28 protein-coding genes are annotated in these 22,889 nt (G+C 60.8%); 10 read left to right on the top strand and 18 right to left on the bottom strand.

Annotated features, from left to right (window positions below; translation table 11 throughout):
* Positions 1-32 precede the first annotated feature (32 nt).
* The 5 genes from FHT85_RS19150 to sdhC form a co-directional block, all read right to left on the bottom strand.
* Positions 33-560, bottom strand: a complete 528-nt coding sequence (locus tag FHT85_RS19150) for a protease inhibitor Inh/omp19 family protein (RefSeq protein ID WP_015341413.1) — start codon at positions 558-560, stop codon at positions 33-35.
* A 338-nt stretch (positions 561-898) separates the two neighbouring features.
* Entirely contained in the window at positions 899-1,678 is a 780-nt protein-coding gene (locus tag FHT85_RS19145; protein ID WP_015341415.1) for a succinate dehydrogenase iron-sulfur subunit, read from the bottom strand.
* 17 nt (positions 1,679-1,695) lie between these two features.
* Positions 1,696-3,552, bottom strand: a complete 1,857-nt coding sequence (gene sdhA, locus FHT85_RS19140; RefSeq protein WP_015341416.1) for a succinate dehydrogenase flavoprotein subunit — start codon at positions 3,550-3,552, stop codon at positions 1,696-1,698.
* Positions 3,553-3,559: 7 nt separating this feature from the next.
* Positions 3,560-3,940 (bottom strand): succinate dehydrogenase, hydrophobic membrane anchor protein, encoded by a 381-nt coding sequence (gene sdhD / locus FHT85_RS19135; RefSeq protein ID WP_112412625.1) that lies wholly within the window; start codon positions 3,938-3,940, stop codon positions 3,560-3,562.
* A gap of 67 nt (positions 3,941-4,007) precedes the next feature.
* Positions 4,008-4,406, bottom strand: coding sequence for a succinate dehydrogenase, cytochrome b556 subunit (gene sdhC / locus FHT85_RS19130; RefSeq protein WP_112336359.1), 399 nt, complete (start codon positions 4,404-4,406; stop codon positions 4,008-4,010).
* 302 nt (positions 4,407-4,708) lie between these two features.
* Between sdhC and FHT85_RS19125 the strand changes: the two genes are divergently transcribed.
* Positions 4,709-5,104 carry a hypothetical protein gene (locus FHT85_RS19125; RefSeq protein ID WP_112400494.1) on the top strand — a complete coding sequence of 132 codons (396 nt, stop codon included), beginning with the start codon at positions 4,709-4,711 and terminating at the stop codon, positions 5,102-5,104.
* A gap of 6 nt (positions 5,105-5,110) precedes the next feature.
* On the opposite strand, the gene FHT85_RS19120 is transcribed toward FHT85_RS19125, so the two are convergent.
* The 7 genes from FHT85_RS19120 to tsaD form a co-directional block, all read right to left on the bottom strand.
* Positions 5,111-5,761, bottom strand: coding sequence for a methyltransferase (locus FHT85_RS19120; protein WP_183774219.1), 651 nt, complete (start codon positions 5,759-5,761; stop codon positions 5,111-5,113).
* Positions 5,762-5,791: 30 nt separating this feature from the next.
* Entirely contained in the window at positions 5,792-6,223 is a 432-nt protein-coding gene (locus FHT85_RS19115; RefSeq protein ID WP_112336356.1) for an EVE domain-containing protein, read from the bottom strand.
* A gap of 3 nt (positions 6,224-6,226) precedes the next feature.
* Complete coding sequence (locus FHT85_RS19110) at positions 6,227-6,520, bottom strand: YciI-like protein (RefSeq protein WP_015341422.1); 294 nt, start codon at positions 6,518-6,520, stop codon at positions 6,227-6,229.
* Between the two features lie 69 nt (positions 6,521-6,589).
* Positions 6,590-7,021 carry a PIN domain-containing protein gene (locus FHT85_RS19105; RefSeq protein WP_112336354.1) on the bottom strand — a complete coding sequence of 144 codons (432 nt, stop codon included), beginning with the start codon at positions 7,019-7,021 and terminating at the stop codon, positions 6,590-6,592.
* Positions 7,018-7,317 (bottom strand): hypothetical protein, encoded by a 300-nt coding sequence (locus FHT85_RS19100; protein ID WP_112336353.1) that lies wholly within the window; start codon positions 7,315-7,317, stop codon positions 7,018-7,020. The genes FHT85_RS19105 and FHT85_RS19100 overlap by 4 nt, the downstream gene beginning before the upstream one ends.
* 53 nt (positions 7,318-7,370) lie before the next feature.
* The gene (locus FHT85_RS19095; protein ID WP_112412877.1) at positions 7,371-8,360 is read right to left on the bottom strand and encodes an NAD(P)H-dependent glycerol-3-phosphate dehydrogenase; all 990 of its coding nucleotides are present in this window, start codon (positions 8,358-8,360) and stop codon (positions 7,371-7,373) included.
* A complete protein-coding gene (gene tsaD, locus FHT85_RS19090) occupies positions 8,357-9,454 on the bottom strand; it encodes a tRNA (adenosine(37)-N6)-threonylcarbamoyltransferase complex transferase subunit TsaD (protein ID WP_112412878.1) in 1,098 nt (365 codons plus the stop codon). Before tsaD ends, FHT85_RS19095 begins: the two co-directional genes overlap by 4 nt.
* A gap of 84 nt (positions 9,455-9,538) precedes the next feature.
* Here tsaD and hemC point away from each other — a divergent pair, with 84 nt between their 5' ends.
* The 6 genes from hemC to FHT85_RS19060 all read left to right on the top strand — a co-directional run bounded on the left by hemC (position 9,539) and on the right by FHT85_RS19060 (position 15,496).
* Complete coding sequence (hemC, locus tag FHT85_RS19085) at positions 9,539-10,468, top strand: hydroxymethylbilane synthase (protein ID WP_112336350.1); 930 nt, start codon at positions 9,539-9,541, stop codon at positions 10,466-10,468.
* A 6-nt stretch (positions 10,469-10,474) separates the two neighbouring features.
* The gene (locus FHT85_RS19080) at positions 10,475-11,203 is read left to right on the top strand and encodes a uroporphyrinogen-III synthase (RefSeq protein ID WP_112412879.1); all 729 of its coding nucleotides are present in this window, start codon (positions 10,475-10,477) and stop codon (positions 11,201-11,203) included.
* 79 nt (positions 11,204-11,282) lie between these two features.
* The gene (locus FHT85_RS19075; RefSeq protein WP_112412880.1) at positions 11,283-12,557 is read left to right on the top strand and encodes a COG4223 family protein; all 1,275 of its coding nucleotides are present in this window, start codon (positions 11,283-11,285) and stop codon (positions 12,555-12,557) included.
* 15 nt (positions 12,558-12,572) lie between these two features.
* Positions 12,573-14,180: a heme biosynthesis protein HemY gene (locus FHT85_RS19070; RefSeq protein WP_112412881.1), complete on the top strand. Its 1,608-nt coding sequence runs from the start codon at positions 12,573-12,575 to the stop codon at positions 14,178-14,180.
* Between the two features lie 112 nt (positions 14,181-14,292).
* A complete protein-coding gene (locus tag FHT85_RS19065; protein WP_015341429.1) occupies positions 14,293-14,778 on the top strand; it encodes a TerB family tellurite resistance protein in 486 nt (161 codons plus the stop codon).
* A complete protein-coding gene (locus tag FHT85_RS19060) occupies positions 14,768-15,496 on the top strand; it encodes a glutamine amidotransferase (RefSeq protein ID WP_112336346.1) in 729 nt (242 codons plus the stop codon). Before FHT85_RS19065 ends, FHT85_RS19060 begins: the two co-directional genes overlap by 11 nt.
* Here the strand turns inward: FHT85_RS19060 and FHT85_RS19055 are convergent.
* Together FHT85_RS19055 and FHT85_RS19050 are read right to left on the bottom strand one after the other, a co-directional pair.
* A complete protein-coding gene (locus tag FHT85_RS19055; protein WP_112412882.1) occupies positions 15,493-16,122 on the bottom strand; it encodes a poly-gamma-glutamate hydrolase family protein in 630 nt (209 codons plus the stop codon). The two genes, FHT85_RS19060 and FHT85_RS19055, sit on opposite strands and share 4 nt — an antisense overlap.
* A 10-nt stretch (positions 16,123-16,132) precedes the next feature.
* Positions 16,133-17,389, bottom strand: a complete 1,257-nt coding sequence (locus tag FHT85_RS19050) for an MFS transporter (RefSeq protein WP_112412883.1) — start codon at positions 17,387-17,389, stop codon at positions 16,133-16,135.
* A 106-nt stretch (positions 17,390-17,495) separates the two neighbouring features.
* Between FHT85_RS19050 and FHT85_RS19045 the strand changes: the two genes are divergently transcribed.
* On the top strand, positions 17,496-17,819 hold the full coding sequence (locus tag FHT85_RS19045; RefSeq protein ID WP_085999183.1) for a YggT family protein: 324 nt from the start codon (positions 17,496-17,498) through the stop codon (positions 17,817-17,819).
* Positions 17,816-18,130, top strand: coding sequence for a DUF167 domain-containing protein (locus FHT85_RS19040; protein ID WP_015341434.1), 315 nt, complete (start codon positions 17,816-17,818; stop codon positions 18,128-18,130). Before FHT85_RS19045 ends, FHT85_RS19040 begins: the two co-directional genes overlap by 4 nt.
* Here FHT85_RS19040 and ppa read toward each other — a convergent pair whose 3' ends face one another.
* From ppa to FHT85_RS19020, 4 genes are all read right to left on the bottom strand, one after another.
* On the bottom strand, positions 18,131-18,667 hold the full coding sequence (ppa, locus tag FHT85_RS19035) for an inorganic diphosphatase (protein WP_015341435.1): 537 nt from the start codon (positions 18,665-18,667) through the stop codon (positions 18,131-18,133).
* 163 nt (positions 18,668-18,830) lie between these two features.
* The gene (locus FHT85_RS19030; protein ID WP_015341436.1) at positions 18,831-19,337 is read right to left on the bottom strand and encodes a GNAT family N-acetyltransferase; all 507 of its coding nucleotides are present in this window, start codon (positions 19,335-19,337) and stop codon (positions 18,831-18,833) included.
* 200 nt (positions 19,338-19,537) lie between these two features.
* Entirely contained in the window at positions 19,538-21,355 is a 1,818-nt protein-coding gene (gene typA, locus FHT85_RS19025; protein WP_112336343.1) for a translational GTPase TypA, read from the bottom strand.
* A gap of 233 nt (positions 21,356-21,588) precedes the next feature.
* On the bottom strand, positions 21,589-22,272 hold the full coding sequence (locus tag FHT85_RS19020) for a glutathione S-transferase family protein (protein ID WP_112412884.1): 684 nt from the start codon (positions 22,270-22,272) through the stop codon (positions 21,589-21,591).
* A gap of 91 nt (positions 22,273-22,363) precedes the next feature.
* Between FHT85_RS19020 and FHT85_RS19015 the strand changes: the two genes are divergently transcribed.
* Positions 22,364-22,828: a MarR family winged helix-turn-helix transcriptional regulator gene (locus FHT85_RS19015; RefSeq protein ID WP_112412885.1), complete on the top strand. Its 465-nt coding sequence runs from the start codon at positions 22,364-22,366 to the stop codon at positions 22,826-22,828.
* Positions 22,829-22,889 lie beyond the last annotated feature (61 nt).

Here is a 22,889-nt window from a genome sequence, read left to right as displayed (position 1 = left end):
CATCCAGAGGATGCCACCCCTTTCAAATAAGCTTATCGGCTGAGGCTGAGCGGTTGACCGGAGGCGGTCGAACCGTCAAAGCGCGAAGCGGCCGTCTTGTAGACCGTACCGATCGTCGAGCCGTCACGATTCTTCAACAGGACCTGCTTGCCGGAAACCTCCCACGACCCCATCGAGGTCAGCTCGCCAGCGCAACCACGCGTGCCACCGCGCGAGCCACTGCCGAGGTTCGTCAGCGTCAGGAACATGTCGCAGCTCGATCCGCCGTTGCTGACCTTCCAGCTGCCGACCATCGATTCCTTCGTGACATCCATGGCGGACGCCGCCATCGCCTGCTGCTGTGCTGGATTGGCTGCATTCGGCGCGCTCGCAGGAGCGGCCGGGAACTGCGAACCGTTGCCGGCGCCCGCGGGCGGAAGCTGGCTGGATTGTACGGAAGGAACAGGCTGAGCCTGCAGTGGCGGCGGAGAAGAATAACTGTCGTTGTTGTATGCCGTGCGCTGGCAACCGGCAAGCGACAGGCCAATCGCCGCAGCCGTCACTGCATATCTAAACTGCATCATCACACTCCTAAATGATTGTCCACCGCTGACATCGGCAAAGTGATATTTAATGATGTCCGAATTATCGTATTTCACTTTGGTTAATCAAGTCGATACCGCCACAAATTGCCGAAGGCCATAGCTGGACAAGAATCGGGTGGTTTCAAGGCTTAGTCCGCGGCAACTCATCCAAAATGACTGCGAGCGGTCAATTCGGTTGCCTCTCCGAGGCCCGCCTGTACTCGAAAGCGGTTCGCGACAGCAGCATATCGCGTGCCACCTAGAGGACATGCAGGCGCTTCGGCGAACCTGCCGGAGCACCTTGATTTTGCAATTAAATGGCCGGAAACGGCGGGTCAGACCCGCCGCTCGACCATCATCTTCTTGATCTCGGCGATCGCCTTGGCCGGGTTCAGACCCTTCGGGCAGGTCTGGGCGCAGTTCATGATCGTATGGCAGCGATAGAGGCGGAACGGATCCTCGAGATTGTCGAGACGCTCGCCCTTGGCTTCGTCTCTGGAATCGATCAGCCAGCGGTAGGCCTGCAGCAGAACGGCCGGACCGAGGTAACGGTCGCCGTTCCACCAGTAGCTCGGACAGGAGGTCGAGCAGCAGGCGCACAGGATGCATTCGTAAAGGCCGTCGAGCTTCAGGCGGTCCTCATGGCTCTGCTTCCATTCCTTGGCCGGCGGCGGTGATACCGTCTTCAGCCAGGGTTCGATCGAGCGATGCTGCGCGTAAAAGTTCGTCAGATCCGGCACGAGGTCCTTGACGACGGGCATGTGCGGCAGTGGGTAGACCTTCACCGTGCCCTTGATCTCGTCCAGACCCTTGGTGCAGGCGAGCGTGTTGGTGCCGTCGATGTTCATCGCGCAGGAGCCGCAAATGCCTTCGCGGCAGGAGCGGCGCAATGTCAGCGTCGGGTCGATGTTGTTCTTGATGTAGAGCAGACCATCGAGCACCATCGGGCCGCAATCATCGATATCGATATAGTAGGTATCGATGCTCGGGTTCTGGCCGTCATCCGGGCTCCAGCGATAGACGCGGAATTCGCGCGTGTTCTTGGCACCGACCGGCTTCGGCCAGACCTTGCCTTCGCGCATCTGAGAGTTCTTGGGAAGAGCGAGTTCAACCATGGTCAGTTCCTCTCAGATCAGTACACGCGTGCCTTCGGCTCGATCTTGTGCGGATCGATGCCTTCGGCGATCAGGTCGGTGTGAACCGGACGATAGTCGAGCTTCACGTCGCCTGCCTCGTTAACCCAGGCAAGCGTATGCTTGCGCCAGTTTTCGTCGTCGCGGCCGGCGAACTTACCCTCGGTATAGTCTTCGCGAGCATGCGAGCCGCGGCTTTCCTTGCGGGCCTCGGCGCCGTAGATCGTCGTGATGGCGTTGGCCATCAGATTGTGGAGTTCCAGCGTTTCGACGAGATCGGAATTCCAGATCAGCGAACGGTCGGTGACCTTGATGTCGGACATTTCACCCCAGATTTCCGAAAGACGGCGGCAGCCGGATTCCAGCGATTCCTGGGTGCGGAACACGGCCGCATCTTCCTGCATGGCGCGCTGCATTTTTTCGCGCAGCGCTGCCGTCGGCGTCGAGCCGCTGGCATGGCGCAGGCGATCGAAGCGCTCCATGATCTTATCGCAGGCCGCGACATTGACCGGAGGAACCGGGCCGACGCGGTCGATGACCTGGCCGGCGCGGATGGCGGCGGCGCGGCCGAAGACCACAAGGTCGATCAGCGAATTCGAGCCGAGGCGGTTGGCGCCATGCACCGAAGCGCAGCCGGCTTCGCCGACGGCCATCAGGCCCGGCAGCACGCGCTCGGGATTGTTGCTGTCGGCATTCAGCACTTCGCCCCAATAGTTCGTGGGAATCCCGCCCATGTTGTAGTGAACGGTCGGCAGGACGGGGATCGGGTCACGGGTCACGTCGACGCCGGCGAAGATGCGGGCACTTTCGGAAATGCCCGGGAGGCGCTCATGCAGCACGGCCGGATCGAGATGGTCGAGATGCAGGAAGATGTGATCCTTGTTCTTGCCAACGCCGCGACCCTCACGGATCTCAAGCGTCATGCAGCGCGAGACGACGTCACGCGAAGCAAGGTCCTTCGCCGAAGGAGCATAGCGCTCCATGAAACGCTCGCCCTCGGAATTGACAAGATAGCCGCCTTCGCCTCGCGCACCTTCGGTGATGAGACATCCCGAACCGTAGATGCCGGTCGGATGGAACTGCACGAATTCCATGTCCTGCAACGGCAGGCCGGCGCGGGCTACCATGCCGCCGCCGTCGCCGGTGCAGGTATGGGCAGACGTCGCCGAGAAATAGGCGCGGCCGTAGCCACCGGTCGCCAGCACCACCATCTTGGCGGCGAAGCGATGGATCGTGCCGTCATCCAGGCACCAGGCGACAACGCCGGTGCAGCGGCTGCCATCGTCGGACATGATAAGGTCGAGCGCGAAATACTCGATGAAGAATTCAGCGTTATTGCGCAGCGACTGACCATAGAGCGTGTGTAGGATGGCATGGCCCGTACGGTCGGCGGCAGCGCAGGTGCGCTGCACCGGCGGCCCCTCGCCGAAATTCTGCATGTGGCCGCCGAATGGGCGCTGGTAGATCTTGCCTTCCTCGTTGCGCGAAAAGGGCACGCCGTAATGCTCAAGCTCGTAAACGGCCTTCGGCGCTTCCATGACCATGTACTGCATGGCGTCGACGTCGCCGAGCCAGTCGGAGCCCTTGACGGTGTCGTAAAGGTGCCACTGCCAGCTGTCCGGCGTCATGTTCTGCAGCGAGGCGGCAATACCGCCCTGCGCCGCGACGGTGTGCGAGCGCGTCGGGAAGACCTTGGTGATGCAGGCGGTGCGGAAGCCCTGCTCGGCCATGCCGAGCGTGGCGCGCAGGCCGGCGCCGCCGGCGCCGACGACGATCACATCATAGGAGTGATCGATGTATTTATAGGCTTTCCCGTTCTGGGCAGCCCCATTCTGAGCGGATGAGTTCGGTGCCATGATGCAATTATCCTACGAACGCGATCTTCAGAATGGCGAAGAGACAGAGCCCCGCCACGACGACCGCGAAGAACGTGTTGAGCATGAGAAGAACGATCTTGCCGAATTCGCCGTGGACATAGTCCTCGATGATGACCTGCATGCCGAGCTTCATGTGAATGACGCCGGAGATCACCATCAGGCCGAAGATCACGGCAACGATCGGGTTCGAGATCGCGTGCACGACTTCCGCATAGGGCGCGCCGGCATGGATGATCAGGAAAATGACGAAGAAGAGAAAGAGGGGAACATTGGCAACGGCGGTCAGGCGCTGGCGCCAGAAATGATCGGTGCCTTCCTTGGCGGAACCGAGACCGCGGACTTTGCCCAGAGGAGTGCGCATATCCATGAGAAATATCCTTTAAAGCATGATCCCGAAAGGCGCCTGAGCGCGCCTCCGGGAGCGATCATGCCAATCAACCCAGGCGGATGGCGATGCCGATGATCCAGACCAGCGCGGTCAGACAGATCGAGGCGATGAGCGTGAACTTGGCCATCTTCGTCGAGACGGCGGGATCGAAACCATGTCCGAGATCCCACACGAAGTGGCGCAGGCCGCCGATCAAATGGTGCAGCAGAGCCCACGTGTAGCCGAGCAGGATGATGCGGCCGATGATCGTGCCCATGATCCAGTTGACCAGATCGAAATAGCCCTGACCGGTCGCCGCGGCGATCAGCCACCAGGCGACCAGCAGCGTGCCGAAATAGAGCGCGCCCCCGGTGATGCGGTGGAGGATCGACATGACCATGGTGGGAATGGGTTTGTAGATTTGCAGATGCGGCGACAAAGGCCGGTTTTGTGTGACGTTCGCCATCAGAACCTCGCGGCGTTACGATACGCTTAGAACCCGGTTATCCGGGGCAACGCGCGCGCAGAGACGTGCAGTGTGCGTTGCATCATTGCGACCAATAATCACAGAGACGCCCATCCACAAGCACAATTGATGCCTGCATCGAATTTAATCGATTCGGATCGAGCTGCACTTTAGCGAGCATGCAATGACGGGCTTCCCATTCCGGGCCGTTTACCATTTCGGCAACCCTGACGTGGACTTCGCGCAGCTCTTGAGGCAATCTGCCGTTAAGATTTCATTAACCGATCGAAGCGAGTCGAATCATGAAGCCGCATCTTTTCAAGGCAGCAGCGCTCATCGTGGCGGCGGCAACATTTTCCTTCGCACCGGCATCGGCGGGCGACTACCGCCACTGGCATCATCACGATCGCTCCGGCCTTGTGCGCCTTAACCAGATATCGAAGCCCCAGGGTCGCGAGCAGCAACCTGCCCGGATCGTCATCATGGAACGGCACGACGCCGCAAACGCCGGCAGCTATGCCGGCTCAGCCGATGTCTATCGGGCCGATGGCGGCACCTATGTTATCGGCTATGGCGGCTACAATCCCTATGCTCCGCCTGCGACAGTGCAGCTGAGGCCGAAGGCGAAAGTCATCGATGTCCGCTATGCCGGCAATCCCTGCTCGTATGAAGCAGGCGTCTGCGTCATCAGGCACTGACGTTTCTCAATCGGCGAGAAATCGCCAGACCGTCGTCTTCTTAATCTCGCTGTCCTCGAGCGCCCGCGTCACCGGCACTTGATAGGTGGCCTGCACTTCCAGACGATCCTTGGGAAGATAGGCCCTGCCGGGATCGCCGACGAGAACCGTCCTCCCCTCGCCCGCCATACGTCTTAGCCAGGGAACGAGGCTCGCCGCGAAATCACGATCGTAGAAAACGTCGCCGGCAAGAATAACATCCGCATCCACGGCGCAACCGACGATATCGTCACCGGCGAAGTCCAGATCGACGCCATTTTCAACGGCATTGAGCCGGATCGCCGTGCCCGCCCATGGATCGATATCGACGGCAAGCACAAGAGCCGCGCCCGCACGCTTCGCCGCAATCGCGACGAGCCCGGAGCCGGTGGCAAAATCCAGCACGGTTTTGCCGGCAACGATCTCCGGATGATCGAGGATATAGCGCGCGAGACCCTGCCCACCCGCCCAGGCAAAGGCCCAGAAGGGCGGCGGCAGGCCGATCTGTTCCAGCTCTTCTTCCGTCTTCAGCCACAATTCATGCGCCTCGCTTGCCAGGTGCAGCCGGATTTCCGGCACATGCGGCGACGCCATGAGGCTGGTATTGGCACGGATGAAGCTTTCCGGATCGGTTTTCAATGAATCTCCCACCCACCGAACAAGGCCGGATCAGACCGGCGGATTGTCCAGACCGCCCATGCGGCAGACTTCGAGCCATTCATCATCCGTCACCGGCTGCACCGAAAGCCGCATGGAGGTGACGAGCGCCATCTGCGAAAGCTTCGGATTGGCCTTGATGTCCTTGAGGGTCACCGGATTCGGCATATCGCGAACGGCGCGGATGTCGACACATTCCCAGCGCGGATCGTCCTTGGCGGTCGAATCCGGATGCGCCAGCGCGCAGACCTCGACGATGCCGATGACCTCCAACCCGTCATTGGAGTGATAGAAGAAACCCTTGTCGCCGATCTGCATGGCCCGCATGTTGTTGCGGGCGAGATAGTTGCGCACGCCGGTCCATTCGGTGCCTTTTGCGCCGGCATCCTTCTGCTGCTGCCAGGACCAGGAGGACGGCTCGGATTTATAAAGCCAGTGCGCCATCTCTCATGCCTCCGGATTGTTGAAGACCCAGTTGAACGGCTTGATCTCGACGCTCTCGAACAGACCGGCCTTCGTATAGGGATCGGCATCGGCAATCGCCTTGGCGGCCTCGGCGCTCTCGGCCTTAACGACAACAAGACTACCGTTCGGCTTGCCGTCCGCATCCAGGAACGGACCGGCCATCTTCAACGTGCCCTCGGCATTGAGCTTGTTCAGATGCTCCAGATGCGCCGGGCGCGTTTCCATGCGGACATTCAGGTGACCGGGCTTGTCCTTGCAGACAAAGGCGAAAAGCATGGTTTAATTCTCCCAAGAAAATCAAAAACGATTGATGATGACGGATAAAGCTTCAATCACGAGAGGTCATCATATTTCTGCGCGAAGGGGATTGATGATATCAAGACCCCAGAAATCGGCTTCGTTATGTGTGGCGATGACGCATTCATTCGCAACTGCGACGGAAGCGATCAACATGTCCATCGGGTCACGCTGTCGTCCCATCGTCCGGCCATCGGCCATGAGTTGCGCCCATATCAGAGCAGCATTCTCGTCAAAGGAAAGAATGCGACCCGCAAAATATGTCAGAGGTCCCTGACCGCCGAGAAACCATGCTTCGAGATCATCACGCTTGCGTCCCGTCGGCATGATTAGGATGCCACGCTGAATTTCAGCGATTGTGGACGCTGCGATAAAGAGATCACCATCCACCTGATCGCCCAACCAGCGTGCAAGATGGGGCGACGGCTCAGGTTTGATTGTATTGCTGATGATGTTCGTGTCGAGCAAATAGCGAGTCACAGATCAATCTCGCGCACTTCGCCCTTCACCCTTTCAAGATCGAGGTCCGCACCGACGAGAGGAGAATTCCGCAACCAGGCGTAAACCCCACCTTTTTTGGGCGACTCTCTCGAAATGGTCTTGGTGACAACATCGCGAATGCGGGCAGATTCGGGACCATTCTCCGCCAAACGCCGCGCCACCTCTCTGATGAGAGCCTTGTCGCCATTGAGCCCCAGCACTTCGAAACGAGCTAGACCACGCTCGCCAAGGCGGGAACGATAGTTCTTAATTGCGCGTTTCTGCGAGCTGCTCATCGTGGTCTCCCGCTATATCCAGTAATATATCCAGAGCAGGACCACTATTCAAGTTATTCCGTGGTGATCGGCCGCGTCATCAATTGCCCGATGGCTGTAGCTATGTCGAGTTTGCCGTCGATGATGGCTGACACCGCGTCGGTGATCGGCATGTCGACGCCGAGTTTGTGGGCGAGCCGCGCGGCGATGGAAGCGGCATAGGCGCCCTCGACCAGCGTGCCATGCGTTGGATCAACGGTCTCTCCCTGCCCGAGCGCGATACCGAACCTGAGATTACGGGATTGATGGCTGGTCGCCGTCAGCACGAGGTCGCCAAGACCCGAGAGGCCGCGCACGGTTTCAGCCTTGCCTCCCTCGGCTGCAACGAAGCGCGACATCTCGGCAAGACCACGGCTGATCAGCGCCGCACGTGCGGAATCGCCGATACCCCGCCCCTCGACGATGCCGCAGGCAATCGCGAGGACATTCTTCAAGGCGCCGCCGAGCTGCACGCCGATGCGGTCATCCGAGGCGTAGAGGCGAAACGTCGGGCCGGAAATCGCCTGGGCTAGCCTTTCAGCGACAGTCATGTCGGCGGCGGCGATCGCCATGGCCGTCGGCAGTCCCTTGGCAATGTCGGCGGCAAAGCCCGGGCCTGAGAGCACAGCGATCGCATGCTGCGGCAACTCCCGCTCCAGCATATCGGTCAGCAGATCGCCGGAGACCTTGTCGATACCTTTCGCGCACGTAACGACGACCGCATCCTTGGCGAGATAAGGGCCATAATGACGGGCAGCATCGGCCTGCGCCTGTGAGGGCATGGCAAAAAGAACGATGCCGGCATTGGAAATTGCATCCGGCACGGCCGAAAACTGCAGCGAATCCGGAAGGTCGATGCCGGGCAGGACGGCATCATGCATGCGGTCGACGGCAAGGTCAGTCATCAGCCCTGCGTTGCGTCCGACGAGCACCACATCGGCACGACCGGTTAGCGCGATGACGGCGGCAAGCGCCGTGCCGAAAGCACCGGCTCCGATGACTGCGATCTGCTCCTTGTCGCTCATGCCTTCGCTCCTCGCTTGCCGTGCCCGAGCAGAGTTTCCGCCTTCTGATCCAACGGCCAGCGCGAGCGCGGCTGCACATCGAGATCGTCAGGTGCGGCCCCCGTCGCCATGCGTTCCAGTCCAGCCCAGGCGATCATGACGGCATTATCCGTACACAATCTCAATGGCGGCGCGATGAAGCGGAAACCATTGGCGTCGCAAAGCTCCTGCAGCGTGCGGCGCAGCTCGAGATTGGCGGCAACGCCCCCGGCCACCACAAGCGACGGCTTCTCCTCAGTCTTCGGAAACTCCGTCTTGAAGCGCTGCAGGCCGCGGCCGATACGATCCTTCAGCGTGCGCGAGATCGCCTTTTGGAAGGAGGCGCAGATATCGGCGATATCCTGCTCGGTGACAGGCGCAATCGCCGTCGCCGCCTGTCGTACCGCCGTCTTCAGGCCGGAAAAGGAAAAATCGAGGCGCGTTTCGCCGACCAGCGGTCGCGGCAGATCGAAGCGGTCCGGATCGCCGTTTTTGGCGGCTGCCTCCACAGCAGGGCCGCCGGGATAGGGCAGTCCTAGAAGCTTGGCCGTCTTGTCGAAGGCCTCACCGAGCGCATCGTCGATGGTGGTGCCCCAGCGCTCATATTGGCCGACGCCTCGCACCAGAATAAGCTGTGTGTGGCCGCCGGAAACGAGCAGCATGAGGTAAGGAAAGGCAAGACCGTCCGTCAGCCGCGCCGTCAGGGCATGGCCTTCCAGATGGTTGATGGCGTATAGTGGTTTGCCGGTGGCACGCGAAATTGCCTTGCCTGTCATCAGGCCGACGAGCAACCCGCCGATAAGGCCCGGTCCGGATGTAGCGGCAATGGCATCGACGTCCGAGAGTGACACATTGGCGCGTTTCAATGCCTCGTCGATCAGCGTATCGAGCGCTTCGACGTGTGCCCGCGCAGCAATTTCCGGCACGACGCCGCCATAGGCGCTATGCTCGTCCAGCTGGCTGAGGACGACATCGGAACAGACAGTGGGCGTGCCGTCATCCCGGCGCTCGACAATGGCTGCAGCGGTTTCGTCGCAGCTTGTTTCGATGCCGAGAATACGAAGAACGGATGTCATGGAGAAAGTTCGTTGCCTACAGGTCGATTGCGATAAAGCGGAAATATGGTTACGGGAACTGTCGGTAACAACGGATCAAAGCGGATGCAAACAAAACCTTTCCGGATCGGCACGCGCGGCAGCCCGCTGGCGCTCGCCCAGGCGCGAGAAGCACGCGACCGCCTGATGGCGGCCCATGGCCTTCCGGAGGAGATGTTCGAAATCGTCGTTCTCACCACCAAGGGCGACCGCATCACCGACCGCTCGCTCGCGGCAATCGGCGGCAAGGGCCTGTTCACGGAAGAGCTGGAAGAGAAGCTGACCTCAGGCGAACTCGACTTCGCCGTGCATTCGGCCAAGGATATGGCGACGAAGCTGCCCCAGGGCCTGGCGCTCACAGCTTATCTGCCGCGCGAGGACATTCGCGATTCGGTCATCGGCCGCACCGCGCCGAAACTGATCGAGCTGCCGCATGGCGCCACCGTCGGCTCGGCGTCGCTCCGCCGCCAGGCGCTGATCCGGCGCCTGCGCCCTGATATCAACGTCATTACCTTCCGCGGTTCGGTTCAGACCCGCCTGCGCAAGCTGGAAGAGGGGCAAGCCGACGCCACCTTGCTGGCGCTTGCAGGCCTGAAGCGGCTTGGCATGGTCGAGGTCATCACCGATATTCTCGACCCTGATGAATTCCCTCCAGCGCCGGCACAAGGCGCCATAGCAATCGAAAGCCGCATCGATGACGCGCGGATGAACGAGCTGCTCGCCGCCGTCAATGATGCGCCGACTTTCGACGCGGTATCCTGCGAACGCGCTTTCCTGGCAGCACTCGACGGGTCCTGTCGCACGCCGATAGCCGGCTACGCAATTTGCGAAGGCGATCATCTGCGTTTCTTCGGCATGATCCTCACCCCGGATGGCCGCCAAGTGCACACGACGACCATCGAAGGCCACCGGCGCGATGCCGAGGCGCTGGGGATCAATGCCGGTCAGGCGATCCGCGCCGAGGCCGGCAGCACCTTCTTCGAAGACTGGACCTGACAAAGGATGCGCGTCGTCGTCACCCGCCCTCGGCATTCGGGTGAACGCACCATGCGGCGACTGACGCAAGTGGGGCACGAACCCCTGCTGCTGCCGCTGGCCGAACCCGTCCATCATGTCGAGGAGGCAAGACGAGCGCTCCTGACCACGCAGGGCGCCGTCGCCGTCACCAGCGCCGAGGCGATCCGGGCGCTTTCGCTACTAGGTTCCGATCTTACCCTTCATCTTGGTCGTCGCCTCTTTGCCGTCGGAAAGGCGACCGCCAAAGAAGCGGCGGATCTCGGATTCAGCAATATCGCCATATCGGAAGGCGGCGGCACAGAGCTTGCCGCCATGATCGCCAGCCATCCTTCAGGCCTGAACGACGGCGCGCTCCTCTATCTCGCAGGCTTTCCGCGCGCGGCCGGTTTCGAAGCCGGGTTGGCAGAACGGCACGTGCCTTTCCTGACCGTTGAATGCTACCGAATGCAGGATATCATCCCCGACGACGTCACTCTTCGCCGGCTTTTCGCCGACGCTCGCGCGAATGCTGTGCTGCTTTATTCCCACGAAACCGCCAGGCGCTTTTTTAGCCTTTCATTCGTCGGCCGCAACATGGAGCTTTTTGCCGAAACGCGGTTTCTTTGTTTGAGCGAAGCCGTGGCGGGCGCGGTTCCGGAAACGCTGCAATCCCATGTCGATATCGCCGACATGCCGAATGAAGACCGACTTCTGGCGCTTCTGATCCCGGCGTGAGGCCGCAATTTTGATGTAAGGCCTTTTCATAATCGCCTTGTCTGTCTAACTTCGTTGCAGCGCATGAAAAGAGGACCTCATGGTATCGCGAAAAACGCCTAACCATTCGAAGCCCAACGACGAACCGGTCACGATCGACCTGGAAGCCGAAAAGACTGCGCAGGACGCAGCTCCCGAAGATTTGACCGAGCGCAGCCATGGCGAGCTTGGCGCCTCCTCGGCAGATAAAGTGGAAATGCCGCTGGAAGCGGAGAAGGAGCCGGTTCGCGAGGACCCCCACGAGCCGGCCGCAACGGCTGCGGTCGAAGAGCCGCAGGCAGCGGAACACCAGGCCGAGCCGGCGCCCTCTCGCGCCGAAACCCCGCCTTATGTCGAACGCCCGCAGCCGCGCGAGGGATCGACCTCCGGCCTTATCGCGGCGGGCATCGTCGGCGGCTTGATTGCGCTCGTCGGCGCCGGCGCCTTGCAATATGCGGGCGTACTGCCCGGCGGCCGTGCCGGCAAGGACAATTCCGCTGCTATTACCGCCTTGAATGCCGAGATCGACGGCCTCAAGCAGAGCGTCGCCAAGCTAGCCGTGGCGCCCGCAGCCAAGCCGGACGAGACGCTTGCGGCCCGCGTCGCCGCACTCGAGACGAATGCAGCCAATGGCGCCTCGGCCGGAGGATCGAGCGCGACAAATGCCGCGTCCGACCAGAAGATCGCTTCGCTCACCAGCGAAGTCGAGCAACTGAAGGCAGAGCTCAGCAAGGCGACCCAGACGCAGGCTACCTCCGATGCCGAGGTCAGCAAGCGCCTTGACGATGCCGAAAAGAAGCTGAGCGGACCGAGCCAGGAGAGCGCTGTCGCCCGCGCCATCGCGGCGGCGGCGTTGAAGGCGGCCATCGACCGCGGCGGCCCCTTCCAGCCTGAGCTCGACACCTTCGCCAATGTCGCGCCGGACGATCCGGCCGTCGCCGATCTCAAGAACTTCGCCCAAACAGGCGTTCCCTCCCGCGCCGACCTGATCCGCCAGGTTTCGAATGTCGCAACGGCAATCGTCGCAACGGCGCAGACCGATGATCCGAACCAGAGCTGGAGCAGCCGCCTGGTATCCGGCGCCAAGTCGCTGGTGCAGGTCCGCCCCGTCGGCAATGTCCCTGGCGACAGCATCGATGCCATCGCCGCCCGCTTCGAGGACAAGGTCCGGAATGGCGACCTGCCGGGCGCCGTGACCGAGTGGAACAGCCTGCCCGATGCCGCGAAATCCGCATCGGCCGCCTTCAAGCAATCGCTCGAGGCCCGCATCCGCGTCGAGGATCTGGTAAGCGACGCCTTGTCGAAGGCGATCGCCAATACCGGGAAACAGAATTAAGGACGGAGTATAGCAATGATCAGACTGCTTATCTTCGCCATTCTCGTCCTGGCTCTCGGCTATGGTTTTTCCTGGCTCGCGGATCGTCCCGGCGATCTCTCGCTGGTCTGGGAAGGCCAGCTTTACCAGACGAGGCTGATCGTCGCCGCCGCGATCCTCATTGCGATCGTGGCCGCCATGATGATCGTCTGGTGGTTCGTGCGGCTGATCTGGACGTCGCCGCACTCCGTCACCCGCTATTTCCGCGCCCGCAAGCGTGACCGCGGCTATCAAGCGCTCTCAACAGGCCTCATCGCCGCCGGCGCGGGCAATGCGCTGCTCGCCCGCAAGATGGCGGCCCGCACCCGTGGCCTCATCCGCGCCGATCAGGAGCCGCTCATCAACCTGCTTGAAGCTCAGGCCGCCTTGATCGAAGGCAAGCATGACGAGGCCCGTCAGAAGTTCGAACAGATGGCCAACGATCCCGAAACGCGCGAGCTCGGGCTGCGCGGCCTCTATCTCGAAGCCAAGCGCCTCGGGGCGCATGAAGCGGCGCGGCAATATGCCGAGAAGGCGGCCGACCAGGCGCCCTACCTGCCCTGGGCGGCACAGGCGACGCTGGAATATCGCAGCCAGGCCGGCCGCTGGGACGATGCTATCAAGCTGCTCGACCAGCAGAAGGTTGCCCATGTCGTCGATAAGGCAACCGCCAACCGTCAACGCGCCGTCCTGCTGACGGCGCGCGCCGACGAGAAATTGGAAAGCGATCCCGTCGGCGCACGTGACGATGCGCTGGCGGCACTGAAGCTCGTGGATGATTTCGTTCCCGCAGCGCTGATCGCCGCCAAGGCCTTGTTCCGTGAAGACAAGGTGCGCAAGGCTGCCTCCATCCTCGAGCGGGTCTGGAAAGCCCGGCCGCATCCCGAAATCGGCAGAGCCTATGTGCGGGCTCGCAGCGGCGATTCCGTTCTCGATCGCCTGAAGCGCGCCGAACGGCTGGAGGCGATCCGCCCGAACAATGTCGAAGCCCTGCTGTTGACTGCGAAGGCGGCGATGGATGCGGGTGATTTTGGCAAGGCTCGCGCCAAGGCTGAAGCCGCCGCACGGATCGACGCACGCGAAGGTGCCTTCCTGCTTCTCGCCGATATCGAAGAGGCCGAAACCGGCGATCAGGGCCGCATTCGCCATTGGATGGCGCAGGCTCTGCGCGCCCCGCGCGATCCGGCCTGGGTCGCCGATGGTTTCGTCTCGGAAAAATGGCTGCCGCTGTCGCCGGTCACCGGCCGCCTCGACGCCTTCGAATGGAAGGCGCCGTTCGGCCAGATCGAAGGTCCGGTCGAAGAGGGTTCGACGGTCTCCGTCGATGCGGCACTGAAGTCGTTGCCGCCGGTGCGCGAGACGGCTCGCGCAACCCCAGCGGAGATGCCGAATTCACCAAAAGTTGCATCGTCAGCCAGCGATGCCTATGTCATGGAGTTGGAACCCGCCGTTGAAAAGTCGGCGCCGAACGCACCCGACGCAGCACCAAAACCGGTGCAGCAGGATGCGGAGCCCCGGCCCTTCTTCGGTGGCGCGCCTGATGATCCGGGCGTGAAAGATCGTAAACTTGAACCGGAACCCAAGACACGGCTCAAATTGTTTTAAAGCAATTCCGGCAAAAGCGCGCAGCGGATTTGCGTCTGGAATTCGGGAAGACAAAAAGATGGAGCATGGTGCCCCAAGAACCCTGCACGGCCCGTTTTGAGAATGGAGACGCATGTTCGAACGCTTTCAGGAATTCCTTCATAACCTGACCCAAGACCATCCCAGATCCGGCTTCGCCCCCGACGACCCGCGTGTCGCGGTGGCGGCTCTCTGCATCCAGGTGATGGAGGCGGACGGCAAGATCGAGAACAGCGAGAAGAAGCGGCTGCGCAAGCTGTTGAAGGAACAGTATGGGCTTGATGGCCGCAAGCTCGATCAGCTGATCGCGGCCGGCGAGGAGGCGGAAAGCGAAGCGGTCGACTATTATCGCTTCACCTCGGACCTGAAGCGCCATCTTGACAGCTCGCAGCGGCTCGAACTGCTCGGCATCCTCTGGGATATCGTCTATGCCGACGGCGAGCGCAGCGAGATGGAAGATCATGCCATCTGGCGGATCGCCGACCTCATGGGCATCTCCGATCGCGAGCGCATCATGAAACGCCAGGAAGCTGCCGCACGCGCGCCCGGTTTCAGGGTGGAGACGGGCAATGACGATTGAAGCGCCGAAGAGCGCCGGCCGCCCGATATTGATCGTCCTGCATCAGGAGCGCTCCAGCCCCGGACGCGTGGGCCAGATGCTGCTGGAGAAGGGCTTCGATCTCGATATCCGCCGCCCGGTCCTCGGCGACCCCCTGCCCTCGACACTGGAGGCTCATGCCGGCGCCGTGGTCTTCGGCGGCCCGATGAGCGCCAACGACCCCGACGACTTCATCAAGGCCGAGACAGACTGGCTGAAGGTGCCGCTTAAGGAAAACCGCCCCTATCTCGGCATCTGCCTCGGCGCGCAGCTACTCGCCCGCCATCTCGGCGCCAAGGTGAAGGCGCGCGATGACGGCAAGACCGAGATCGGCTGGTATCCGTTGCAGCCGACGGAAAAGGGGCGCCTGCTGATGCGCTGGCCGCAGATGGTCTACCATTTCCATCGCGAGGGCTTCGAGCTGCCGCACGGCGCCGATCTTCTGGCAACAGCGGAGACCTACCCCAATCAGGCATATCGCTACGGCGCCAATGCCTGGGGCTTGCAATTCCATGCCGAGCTCACCCGCGCCATGATGCAGCGCTGGGTCGTGCATGGCGAACATCGCTTCTGCATGCCAAACGCCCAGCAGGGCCGCGAGCATCTCGAAGGCCGTATGATCTTCGACGCGGCGCTGAAGGCCTGGCTGTCAGAATTCCTCAATCTCGTTTTCGAGGGCAAGCAGGCGATGGCGGCCTAAAGGTCTTCGCCTGACGAAAGCACGCGGCCGAATTCATCGATCGCCCCACGGATGGCAGACGCATATTGCTTGAGCTTCTCCGCATCGGCCATAAGGGCATCCCTGACGCCTCTCGGAATCTCAAGCTGCACCCCAACCTGCCGCTGGCCGCGATTGCAGATATTGCCGGCCGAAGCTCCCGCGAGCGCCTCTCCCTTCTTTCTCGCAACGGCAGCAAATCCATCGCGACGAAGTGCCTCTACGATCAGGTTACGCAGCGATGTGTCGAGCCCGCCGATCCAGCTTGACTCCGGATCCTCCCGGTCCGCTCGACCATGAATGGCGATGACGATCGCTGAATTGGCAACCAGATCGTTTGCAATCGGCTCATCGAAATTTTCGGAAGTGACATGCAACTCATGATGGAGCCGCGCCGGATCGAGCCCTTCGAAGCGGTAAAGCGAGAACCTCCCATTCGCGATCGTCAGCGCTATCTCGGATGTGGCAGGTTCGATGAAGCCGGCATGCGGAGCGATAATCGCGACGGGTGATGATCGGCTCTCCACGCGGATGCGATAATCGACGCCTTCGGTCTCACGTTCGCGAAGCGCCGAAAACGAATTGTATCGATCCGGCAACCTCGCCATTACGCACTCCTCAAACCGCCTGCGGCTCGCCGTTGCGATCCGGCGCATTGAGGCTGTCGATCCTGCGAAGCTGCGGGAAACCCGTCGCCCAGAGGAGGGCGACCGTCAGCGTGCCCAAACCTCCGATGACGACGGCGGGGATCGCGCCGAAATAATGCGCCATGGTGCCGGCGCGGAATTCGCCAAGCTCGTTCGACGCGCCGACGAAGACCATGTTGACGGCATTGACGCGGCCACGGACATGATCCGGCGTCCAAAGCGTGATGAGGGTTTCGCGCACATAGACGGAAATCAGGTCGGAAGCGCCCATGACGGCGAGAGCCATTATCGACAGCCACGGCGTCTGCGAGATGCCGAAGACCAGCGTGCCAATGCCGAACATGGCAACCCCGGCAAACATGCAGATACCGGCGCGGTTCCGGATAGGATAAGTTGCCAGAAACAGGCCCATGGCGATTGCGCCGAAGCTTGGCGCAGCGCGCAGCATGCCGAGGCCCCAGGGCCCGAGCGTCAGGATATCGCGCGCATAGATGGGCATCAGCGCGACCGCGCCGCCGAGCAGCACGGCGAAAAGATCGAGCGAGACGGCACCCAGCACCACTTTTTCCGACCAGATAAAACGGAAGCCGGCAAGCATCTCGTTAAGGCTACGCCGCTCATGCGCGGTGCGCTGCTGTGGCTTGGGGATCAGGAAAGTCAGCACCGAACCGGCCGCGAAGAAAAACACAGCCACGGAATAGGCGACGTTGGCACCGATGCCGTAAAGCAGGCCACCGGCCACGGGACCGAGGATGGCGGCCGCATCCCATGACATCGAGTTCCAGGTGATGGCATTCGTCAGATCTTCGGGCGGGATCAGGTTGGGCGCCAGCGATTGCATGGCCGGCGTCATGAAAGCGCGCTCGATGCCGAAGACAGTGAGGATCAGAAATACCGGCAGCGGCGCGAAGGTGCCCGATATGGTCAGAAACAGCAGCGCAGCCGTGCAGAGAGTGCCGACGAAAATGCAGATCGCGGAAATCAGGCGCCTGTTGTAGCGGTCCGCAGCCGTGCCCGTCACCAGGATCAGCAGCAGCGATGGCAGGAACTGCACGAGGCCGATCAGACCGAGATAGATCGGCTGGCCGGTGTGCTCATACATCTGCCAGCCGACGGAGACGCTGACGACCTGCGTGGCAAAGGCCGTCAAAAACCGCGCGAAGAAGAAATAGGCATAGGCAATGTGCCTGAAGGCGGCAAACCGGTCTCCGCTGGCAGAGAACGACATGGGACGAGACTTTCCGATGGGGCCGCTGGCGCAAAGGCTGGCCTTTTAGACATGATTCAACATGCTTCGGAGCATGGGACTTGCCCGTTTAGTCGCCAATGTCTACATGTCTGTCAACCGCGAATTGGAGACGGACATGCTCGCCTTATTTCAAACCATTGATCTGGCTTTGAATCTTTATACCTGGATATTGATCGCCAGCGCCATCTTTTCGTGGCTGTATGCTTTCAACGTCATCAATTCGAGCAATCAATTCGTCAGCTCCGTCGGCAACTTCCTTTATGCGGTTACGGAACCTGCCCTGCGGCCGATCCGCCGCATCCTGCCGGATCTCGGCGGCATCGACATTTCGCCGGTCATCCTGCTCTTGATCATCTTCTTCATCCGCTCGCTGATGTGGAATTCGATCGTCCCCATGTTCCTGCGGTGAACAAGGCCTGGCAGGCCTTTCCGGATCACGTCAGGCTTTCCGTACGGCTCACGCCCAATGGCGGGCGTGACGCGATCGACGGGCTCGAAACCGTAAGCGACGGCGAATGCTATCTGAAGGCGCGTGTTTCAGTGGCGCCGGAAAAGGGCAAGGCCAACAAGGCCCTGATCGCCCTGCTTTCAAAAAGCCTCGGCCTTCCCAAATCCACGCTTAGCATCATCAGCGGCGACACGGCGCGCAAAAAAATCCTCCGGATCGAGGGCGAGCCGGAGGATTTGATGGAGAAATTAAACCTTATTACGAAGGGCTGATCAGGCCTTTTCCTTCTTGGCGCGGGCGATGGCTTCGATGATCAGTTCGCCGGCTTCCTTGGAGCCGCCCCAGCCAAAGATCTTCACCCACTTGCCGGGCTCGAGATCCTTGTAGTGCTCGAAGAAGTGCTCGATCTGCTTCAGCGTGATCTCCGGCAGGTCGGTATATTCCTTGACCTTTTCGTAGCGCAGCGTCAGCTTCGGCGAGGGAACGGCAATGATCTTCTCGTCCTTGCCGGAATTGTCTTCCATCTTCAGCACGCCGATAGGGCGAACATTGATGACGCAGCCCGGGACCAGCGGACGGGTGCTGGCGATCAGAACGTCGATCGGGTCGCCGTCTTCGGAGAGCGTGTGCGGGACAAAGCCGTAATTGCCCGGATAGGTCATCGGCGTGTAGAGGAAACGGTCGACGACCAGCGTGCCGGCCTCCTTGTCCATTTCGTACTTGATCGGATGACCGCCGACCGGCACTTCAACGATGACGTTGACGTCTTCGGGCGGGTTCTTGCCAATGGAAATCGCGTCGATACGCATGCTTGTCCCCTAGATAAGGATGGTTGCCGCCAGCCAAATAATAGGATTCATCCCGCAACGCAACAACGCATCGGGAAACAGGCGGATTTACTGCATGATTCCCGAAATCGGAATCGATTTAGGGATGGAATCATACAGCAGATTTAGAACGCGACAGGGCCGTTCAGGGCCAGACGAAGCCGATCTTGCGCAGCTGCCTGTGATCGAAGGTTTCGATGCCCTCGCAGAAATCCGCGCCGCCCTGCCCGCGATAGAAGCGGTAGGCATTCTCGTTTTCCTCAAGGCACCAGACGACAAGTCCCTTGCAGCCGAGCGACTTCAACAGCCGGCGTGCCTCGCCGAACAGCATACGCCCGAGGCCGAGGCCTTGATATTGCGGGCGAAGATAGAGTTCGTAGATCTCGCCTTCCTGCGGCAGCGCGCGGGCACGATTGAGGCCGAGCGTGGCATAGCCCGCGATCTCGCCTGCAACATCCAGAACCAGCAGCGTTGCCGGACCACTGGTTGCCTTGCGCCACCAGGCTTCGCCGCGACGCTCGATCATCTGGCCGAGGGCACGATGGGGAATGATGCCGGCATAGGTGTACTGCCAGGATTGGCGGTGCACCTCCGAAATGGCCCGGGCATCATCGGGTTCTGCCCGCCGAACATCAATCGACAACGTCTTCATAACGTCTACTCTGATCTTACCAGCGCGAATTAACCATCCTCATTCATAAAGATGGCGGACTTGCCCACAGGCTTTATCCGTGGATCATTAACAAAAATTAACGACTTTTTAACCTTTTGGACAAGGGCTCAAAAACCGAACATGCAATTAAAAACCCCGGCACGAAGGCCGGGGTCGGATGCATCGCTCGGTTAGGATGATCAGGCCAGACGGGCCTTCTCGTAACGCTTGCGCTCGTTCGGATCGAGATACATCTTGCGGAGGCGGATCGATTTCGGCGTCACTTCCACCAGCTCGTCGTCCTGAATCCAGGAAAGCGCACGGTCGAGCGTCATGCGGATCGGCGGGGTCAGCTTCACGGCTTCATCCTTGCCTGCGGCGCGGATGTTGGTGAGCTTCTTGCCCTTCAGCACGTTGACTTCGAGGTCGTTGTCGCGCGAGTGGATGCCGATGATCATGCCGGCATAGACCTTCTCGCCGGCATCGATGATCATCGGGCCGCGGTCTTCGAGGTTGAACAGGGCGTAAGCTACGGCTTCGCCGGCTTCGTTGGCGAGCAGCACGCCATTCACACGGCCGCCGATCTCGCCCTTGTACGGCTGGTAGTCATGGAACAGACGGTTCATGACGGCCGTGCCGCGCGTGTCGGTCAGAAGTTCCGACTGATAGCCGATGAGGCCGCGCGTCGGGGCCAGGAAGACGAGACGAACGCGGTTGCCGCCCGAAGGACGCAGCTCGGACATTTCAGCCTTACGCTCGGACATCTTCTGCACGACGATACCGGAATGCTCTTCATCGACGTCGATGACGACTTCTTCGATCGGCTCGAGCAGCTGGCCGCTCTCATCCTTGTGCATGACGACGCGCGGACGCGACACGGCAAGCTCGAAGCCTTCGCGGCGCATGGTTTCGATGAGAACTGCGAGCTGCAATTCGCCGCGGCCGGACACGTAGAACGAATCCTTGCCTTCAGCTTCTTCGATCTTCAGCGCAACGTTGCCTTCGGCTTCCTTGAAGAGGCGATCGCGGATGACGCGCGAGGTGACCTTGTCGCCTTCGGTGCCTGCATAGGGGCTATCGTTGACGATGAAGGACATGGTGACGGTCGGCGGGTCGATCGGCTGCGCGACCAGCGGCTCGCTGACCTGCGGATCGCAGAAGGTATCGGCGACCGTGCCCTTGGAAAGGCCGGCGATGGCGACGATGTCACCTGCCTGCGCTTCTTCGATCGGCTGGCGCTCGATGCCACGGAAGGCGAGGATCTTGGAGATACGGCCGGTTTCGATGAGGTTGCCGTCGGCACCCAGAACCTTGACGGCCTGGTTCGGCTTGATCGAGCCGGAATGGATGCGGCCAGTGATGATGCGGCCGAGGAAAGGATTGGCTTCCAGGATCGTGCCGATCATGCGGAACGGGCCTTCGCCGACGGTCGGCTCGGGAACATGCTTCACGACGAGATCGAGAAGCGGGCCGAGGCCTTCTTCCTTCGGACCCTCAGGCGAATAGTTCATCCAGCCGTTACGGCCGGAACCGTAGAGGATCGGGAAGTCGAGCTGCTCGTCGGTGGCGTCGAGATTGGCGAAGAGGTCGAAGACTTCGTTGATGACTTCGTCTGCACGGGCGTCCGGGCGGTCGATCTTGTTGATCGCAACGATCGGACGCAGGCCGACCTTCAGCGCCTTGCCCACGACGAACTTCGTCTGCGGCATCGGGCCTTCGGCAGCGTCGACGAGAACGATCGCGCCATCCACCATCGAGAGAATACGCTCGACTTCACCGCCGAAGTCGGCGTGGCCGGGGGTGTCGACGATGTTGATGCGCGTATCCTTCCAGACGACCGAGGTCGCCTTGGCGAGAATGGTGATGCCGCGCTCCTTTTCCAGATCGTTGGAGTCCATGACGCGTTCGGCAACGCGCTGGTTCTCGCGGAACGAGCCGGACTGCTTCAGGAGCTCGTCGACGAGGGTGGTTTTCCCATGGTCAACGTGCGCGATGATCGCGATGTTGCGAAGTGCCATATGTTTTAATCTCTGAGGCTGGGGCGCAGTGTTTTGTAAACACGCCAATTGCATTTGGCGCGCTCATACCCTTTTTTTCGCGAATGCGAAAGGGGGGAGGCAAGAAAGGAGCTGAATGCCGGCTTTTCGTGCCTCACGCCTCAGTCTTCCACGCCTGGACAGCCGAGCTCTCTTCTGGCGCGTCGCCAATTCAGATGCACACGATCGCCTCGATCGGAATTTGCACAGCTCCGTCAAGCAGCATACTTCAGTAAGAACGCGTCGTGATTGACCAGGAAAGCTTTGAGGCGCTCGGCATAGTCATGCGTCACCGCGTCTCGCACGCTTTGCCGCGACGCCAACTCCGTGCGCCATGCCTTGACACGCGGGAGCCCGTCAAAAACGCCCGTCGATGTGATGGTGTCGAACACATCGAAGTAACGGAAGATCGGCGCAAAAACTGCATCGACCAGGCTGAATGCCTCTCCGGCAAAAAAGGGACCATTTCTCAATTCCGCCTCGACGCGGGTAAATTTCTCGATCAGCGCTTTGCGCTTGGCCTTATAGGTTTCTTTGTCCTTGGCGGTCTCGAATCCCCATAAGTCTGAAAGGATGGAAGAACCGAACTCCATCCAGCCGCGATGCCGGGCACGCGCCAGCGGATCGGCCGGATGGAGCCGAGCACCGGATTGGGTTTCCTCGAGATATTCGCAGATTGCGGCGCTCTCGAACAAAACTGTTTCCACTCCATCGTTATGCCGCACGATCAGCAAAGGCACTTTGCCAAGCGGAGAAATGGCAAGAAACCAATCGGGCTTTGCCGATAGATCGACATAGCGGACCTCAAATGGCACGGCCTTTTCAGCAAGCGTGATGGCGGCTCGCTGGACGTAGGGGCAAAGGTAATGGCTGACAAGCATCAGTTTTGCGTCGGACATGATCAAATCTCCCGGGTCTTCGTTCAAGATAGATGTAATTGCATCTATATCCAGGCTTGCAAGCTCGGTCAACATAGATGTAATTGCATCCATGTCCGATTGTTCAGATGCCGCCGCTTCAAAGCCCTCTGCCGCCATCACGCGAGCATGGGTGCGCCTCATGCGCGCGCAGCAAATCACCCTCGCGGCAATCGAGCAGGACTTGAAGGCGGCCGGCCTGCCGCCACTCAGCTGGTACGACGTACTATGGGAGCTGACGCAGGCCACAGAAGGGAAGTTGCGGCCCTATGAGATCGAGGAGCGCACGCTTCTCGCCCAGCATAACCTATCGCGCCTACTCGACCGAATGGAAAAGGCCGGTCTTGTTCATCGTGAGATATTTTCCGAGGACGGCCGAGGCCGCTGGGTCGTTATCACCGAGGCAGGAAGTGCCATGCGCAGCCGCATGTGGGCAGCCTATGCCCCGGCACTTCAACGCCATGTGGGTGATAAGCTGGACGATGCACAGGCCGGCCAACTGGCTGAGCTGTTGGCTTTGCTTTCGCGCAAATCCTGATTGCCCGACAAAGATCGGCTCAGTCGCCAAAGCTTACTTTTGGCGACTGACTTTTGTTACG

This window comes from Rhizobium sp. BK312, assembly GCF_014193605.1.
In the GTDB taxonomy this organism is placed as follows: Bacteria; Pseudomonadota; Alphaproteobacteria; order Rhizobiales; family Rhizobiaceae; genus Rhizobium.
Note: the sequence above shows the minus strand (reverse complement) of the source record. Positions and strands in the feature narration are given on the sequence as shown.

Coding starts and splice junctions, on each gene's coding strand:
- FHT85_RS19150 (WP_015341413.1), bottom strand. CDS start 560: ATGCAGTTTAGATATGCAGTGACGGCTGCGGCGATTGGCCTGTCGCTT.
- FHT85_RS19145 (WP_015341415.1), bottom strand. CDS start 1,678: ATGGTTGAACTCGCTCTTCCCAAGAACTCTCAGATGCGCGAAGGCAAG.
- sdhA (WP_015341416.1), bottom strand. CDS start 3,552: ATGGCACCGAACTCATCCGCTCAGAATGGGGCTGCCCAGAACGGGAAA.
- sdhD (WP_112412625.1), bottom strand. CDS start 3,940: ATGGATATGCGCACTCCTCTGGGCAAAGTCCGCGGTCTCGGTTCCGCC.
- sdhC (WP_112336359.1), bottom strand. CDS start 4,406: ATGGCGAACGTCACACAAAACCGGCCTTTGTCGCCGCATCTGCAAATC.
- FHT85_RS19125 (WP_112400494.1), top strand. CDS start 4,709: ATGAAGCCGCATCTTTTCAAGGCAGCAGCGCTCATCGTGGCGGCGGCA.
- FHT85_RS19115 (WP_112336356.1), bottom strand. CDS start 6,223: ATGGCGCACTGGCTTTATAAATCCGAGCCGTCCTCCTGGTCCTGGCAG.
- FHT85_RS19110 (WP_015341422.1), bottom strand. CDS start 6,520: ATGCTTTTCGCCTTTGTCTGCAAGGACAAGCCCGGTCACCTGAATGTC.
- FHT85_RS19100 (WP_112336353.1), bottom strand. CDS start 7,317: ATGAGCAGCTCGCAGAAACGCGCAATTAAGAACTATCGTTCCCGCCTT.
- FHT85_RS19095 (WP_112412877.1), bottom strand. CDS start 8,360: ATGAGCGACAAGGAGCAGATCGCAGTCATCGGAGCCGGTGCTTTCGGC.
- tsaD (WP_112412878.1), bottom strand. CDS start 9,454: ATGACATCCGTTCTTCGTATTCTCGGCATCGAAACAAGCTGCGACGAA.
- hemC (WP_112336350.1), top strand. CDS start 9,539: ATGCAAACAAAACCTTTCCGGATCGGCACGCGCGGCAGCCCGCTGGCG.
- FHT85_RS19080 (WP_112412879.1), top strand. CDS start 10,475: ATGCGCGTCGTCGTCACCCGCCCTCGGCATTCGGGTGAACGCACCATG.
- FHT85_RS19075 (WP_112412880.1), top strand. CDS start 11,283: ATGGTATCGCGAAAAACGCCTAACCATTCGAAGCCCAACGACGAACCG.
- FHT85_RS19070 (WP_112412881.1), top strand. CDS start 12,573: ATGATCAGACTGCTTATCTTCGCCATTCTCGTCCTGGCTCTCGGCTAT.
- FHT85_RS19065 (WP_015341429.1), top strand. CDS start 14,293: ATGTTCGAACGCTTTCAGGAATTCCTTCATAACCTGACCCAAGACCAT.
- FHT85_RS19060 (WP_112336346.1), top strand. CDS start 14,768: ATGACGATTGAAGCGCCGAAGAGCGCCGGCCGCCCGATATTGATCGTC.
- FHT85_RS19055 (WP_112412882.1), bottom strand. CDS start 16,122: ATGGCGAGGTTGCCGGATCGATACAATTCGTTTTCGGCGCTTCGCGAA.
- FHT85_RS19050 (WP_112412883.1), bottom strand. CDS start 17,389: ATGTCGTTCTCTGCCAGCGGAGACCGGTTTGCCGCCTTCAGGCACATT.
- FHT85_RS19045 (WP_085999183.1), top strand. CDS start 17,496: ATGTCTGTCAACCGCGAATTGGAGACGGACATGCTCGCCTTATTTCAA.
- ppa (WP_015341435.1), bottom strand. CDS start 18,667: ATGCGTATCGACGCGATTTCCATTGGCAAGAACCCGCCCGAAGACGTC.
- FHT85_RS19030 (WP_015341436.1), bottom strand. CDS start 19,337: ATGAAGACGTTGTCGATTGATGTTCGGCGGGCAGAACCCGATGATGCC.
- typA (WP_112336343.1), bottom strand. CDS start 21,355: ATGGCACTTCGCAACATCGCGATCATCGCGCACGTTGACCATGGGAAA.
- FHT85_RS19020 (WP_112412884.1), bottom strand. CDS start 22,272: ATGTCCGACGCAAAACTGATGCTTGTCAGCCATTACCTTTGCCCCTAC.
- FHT85_RS19015 (WP_112412885.1), top strand. CDS start 22,364: ATGTCCGATTGTTCAGATGCCGCCGCTTCAAAGCCCTCTGCCGCCATC.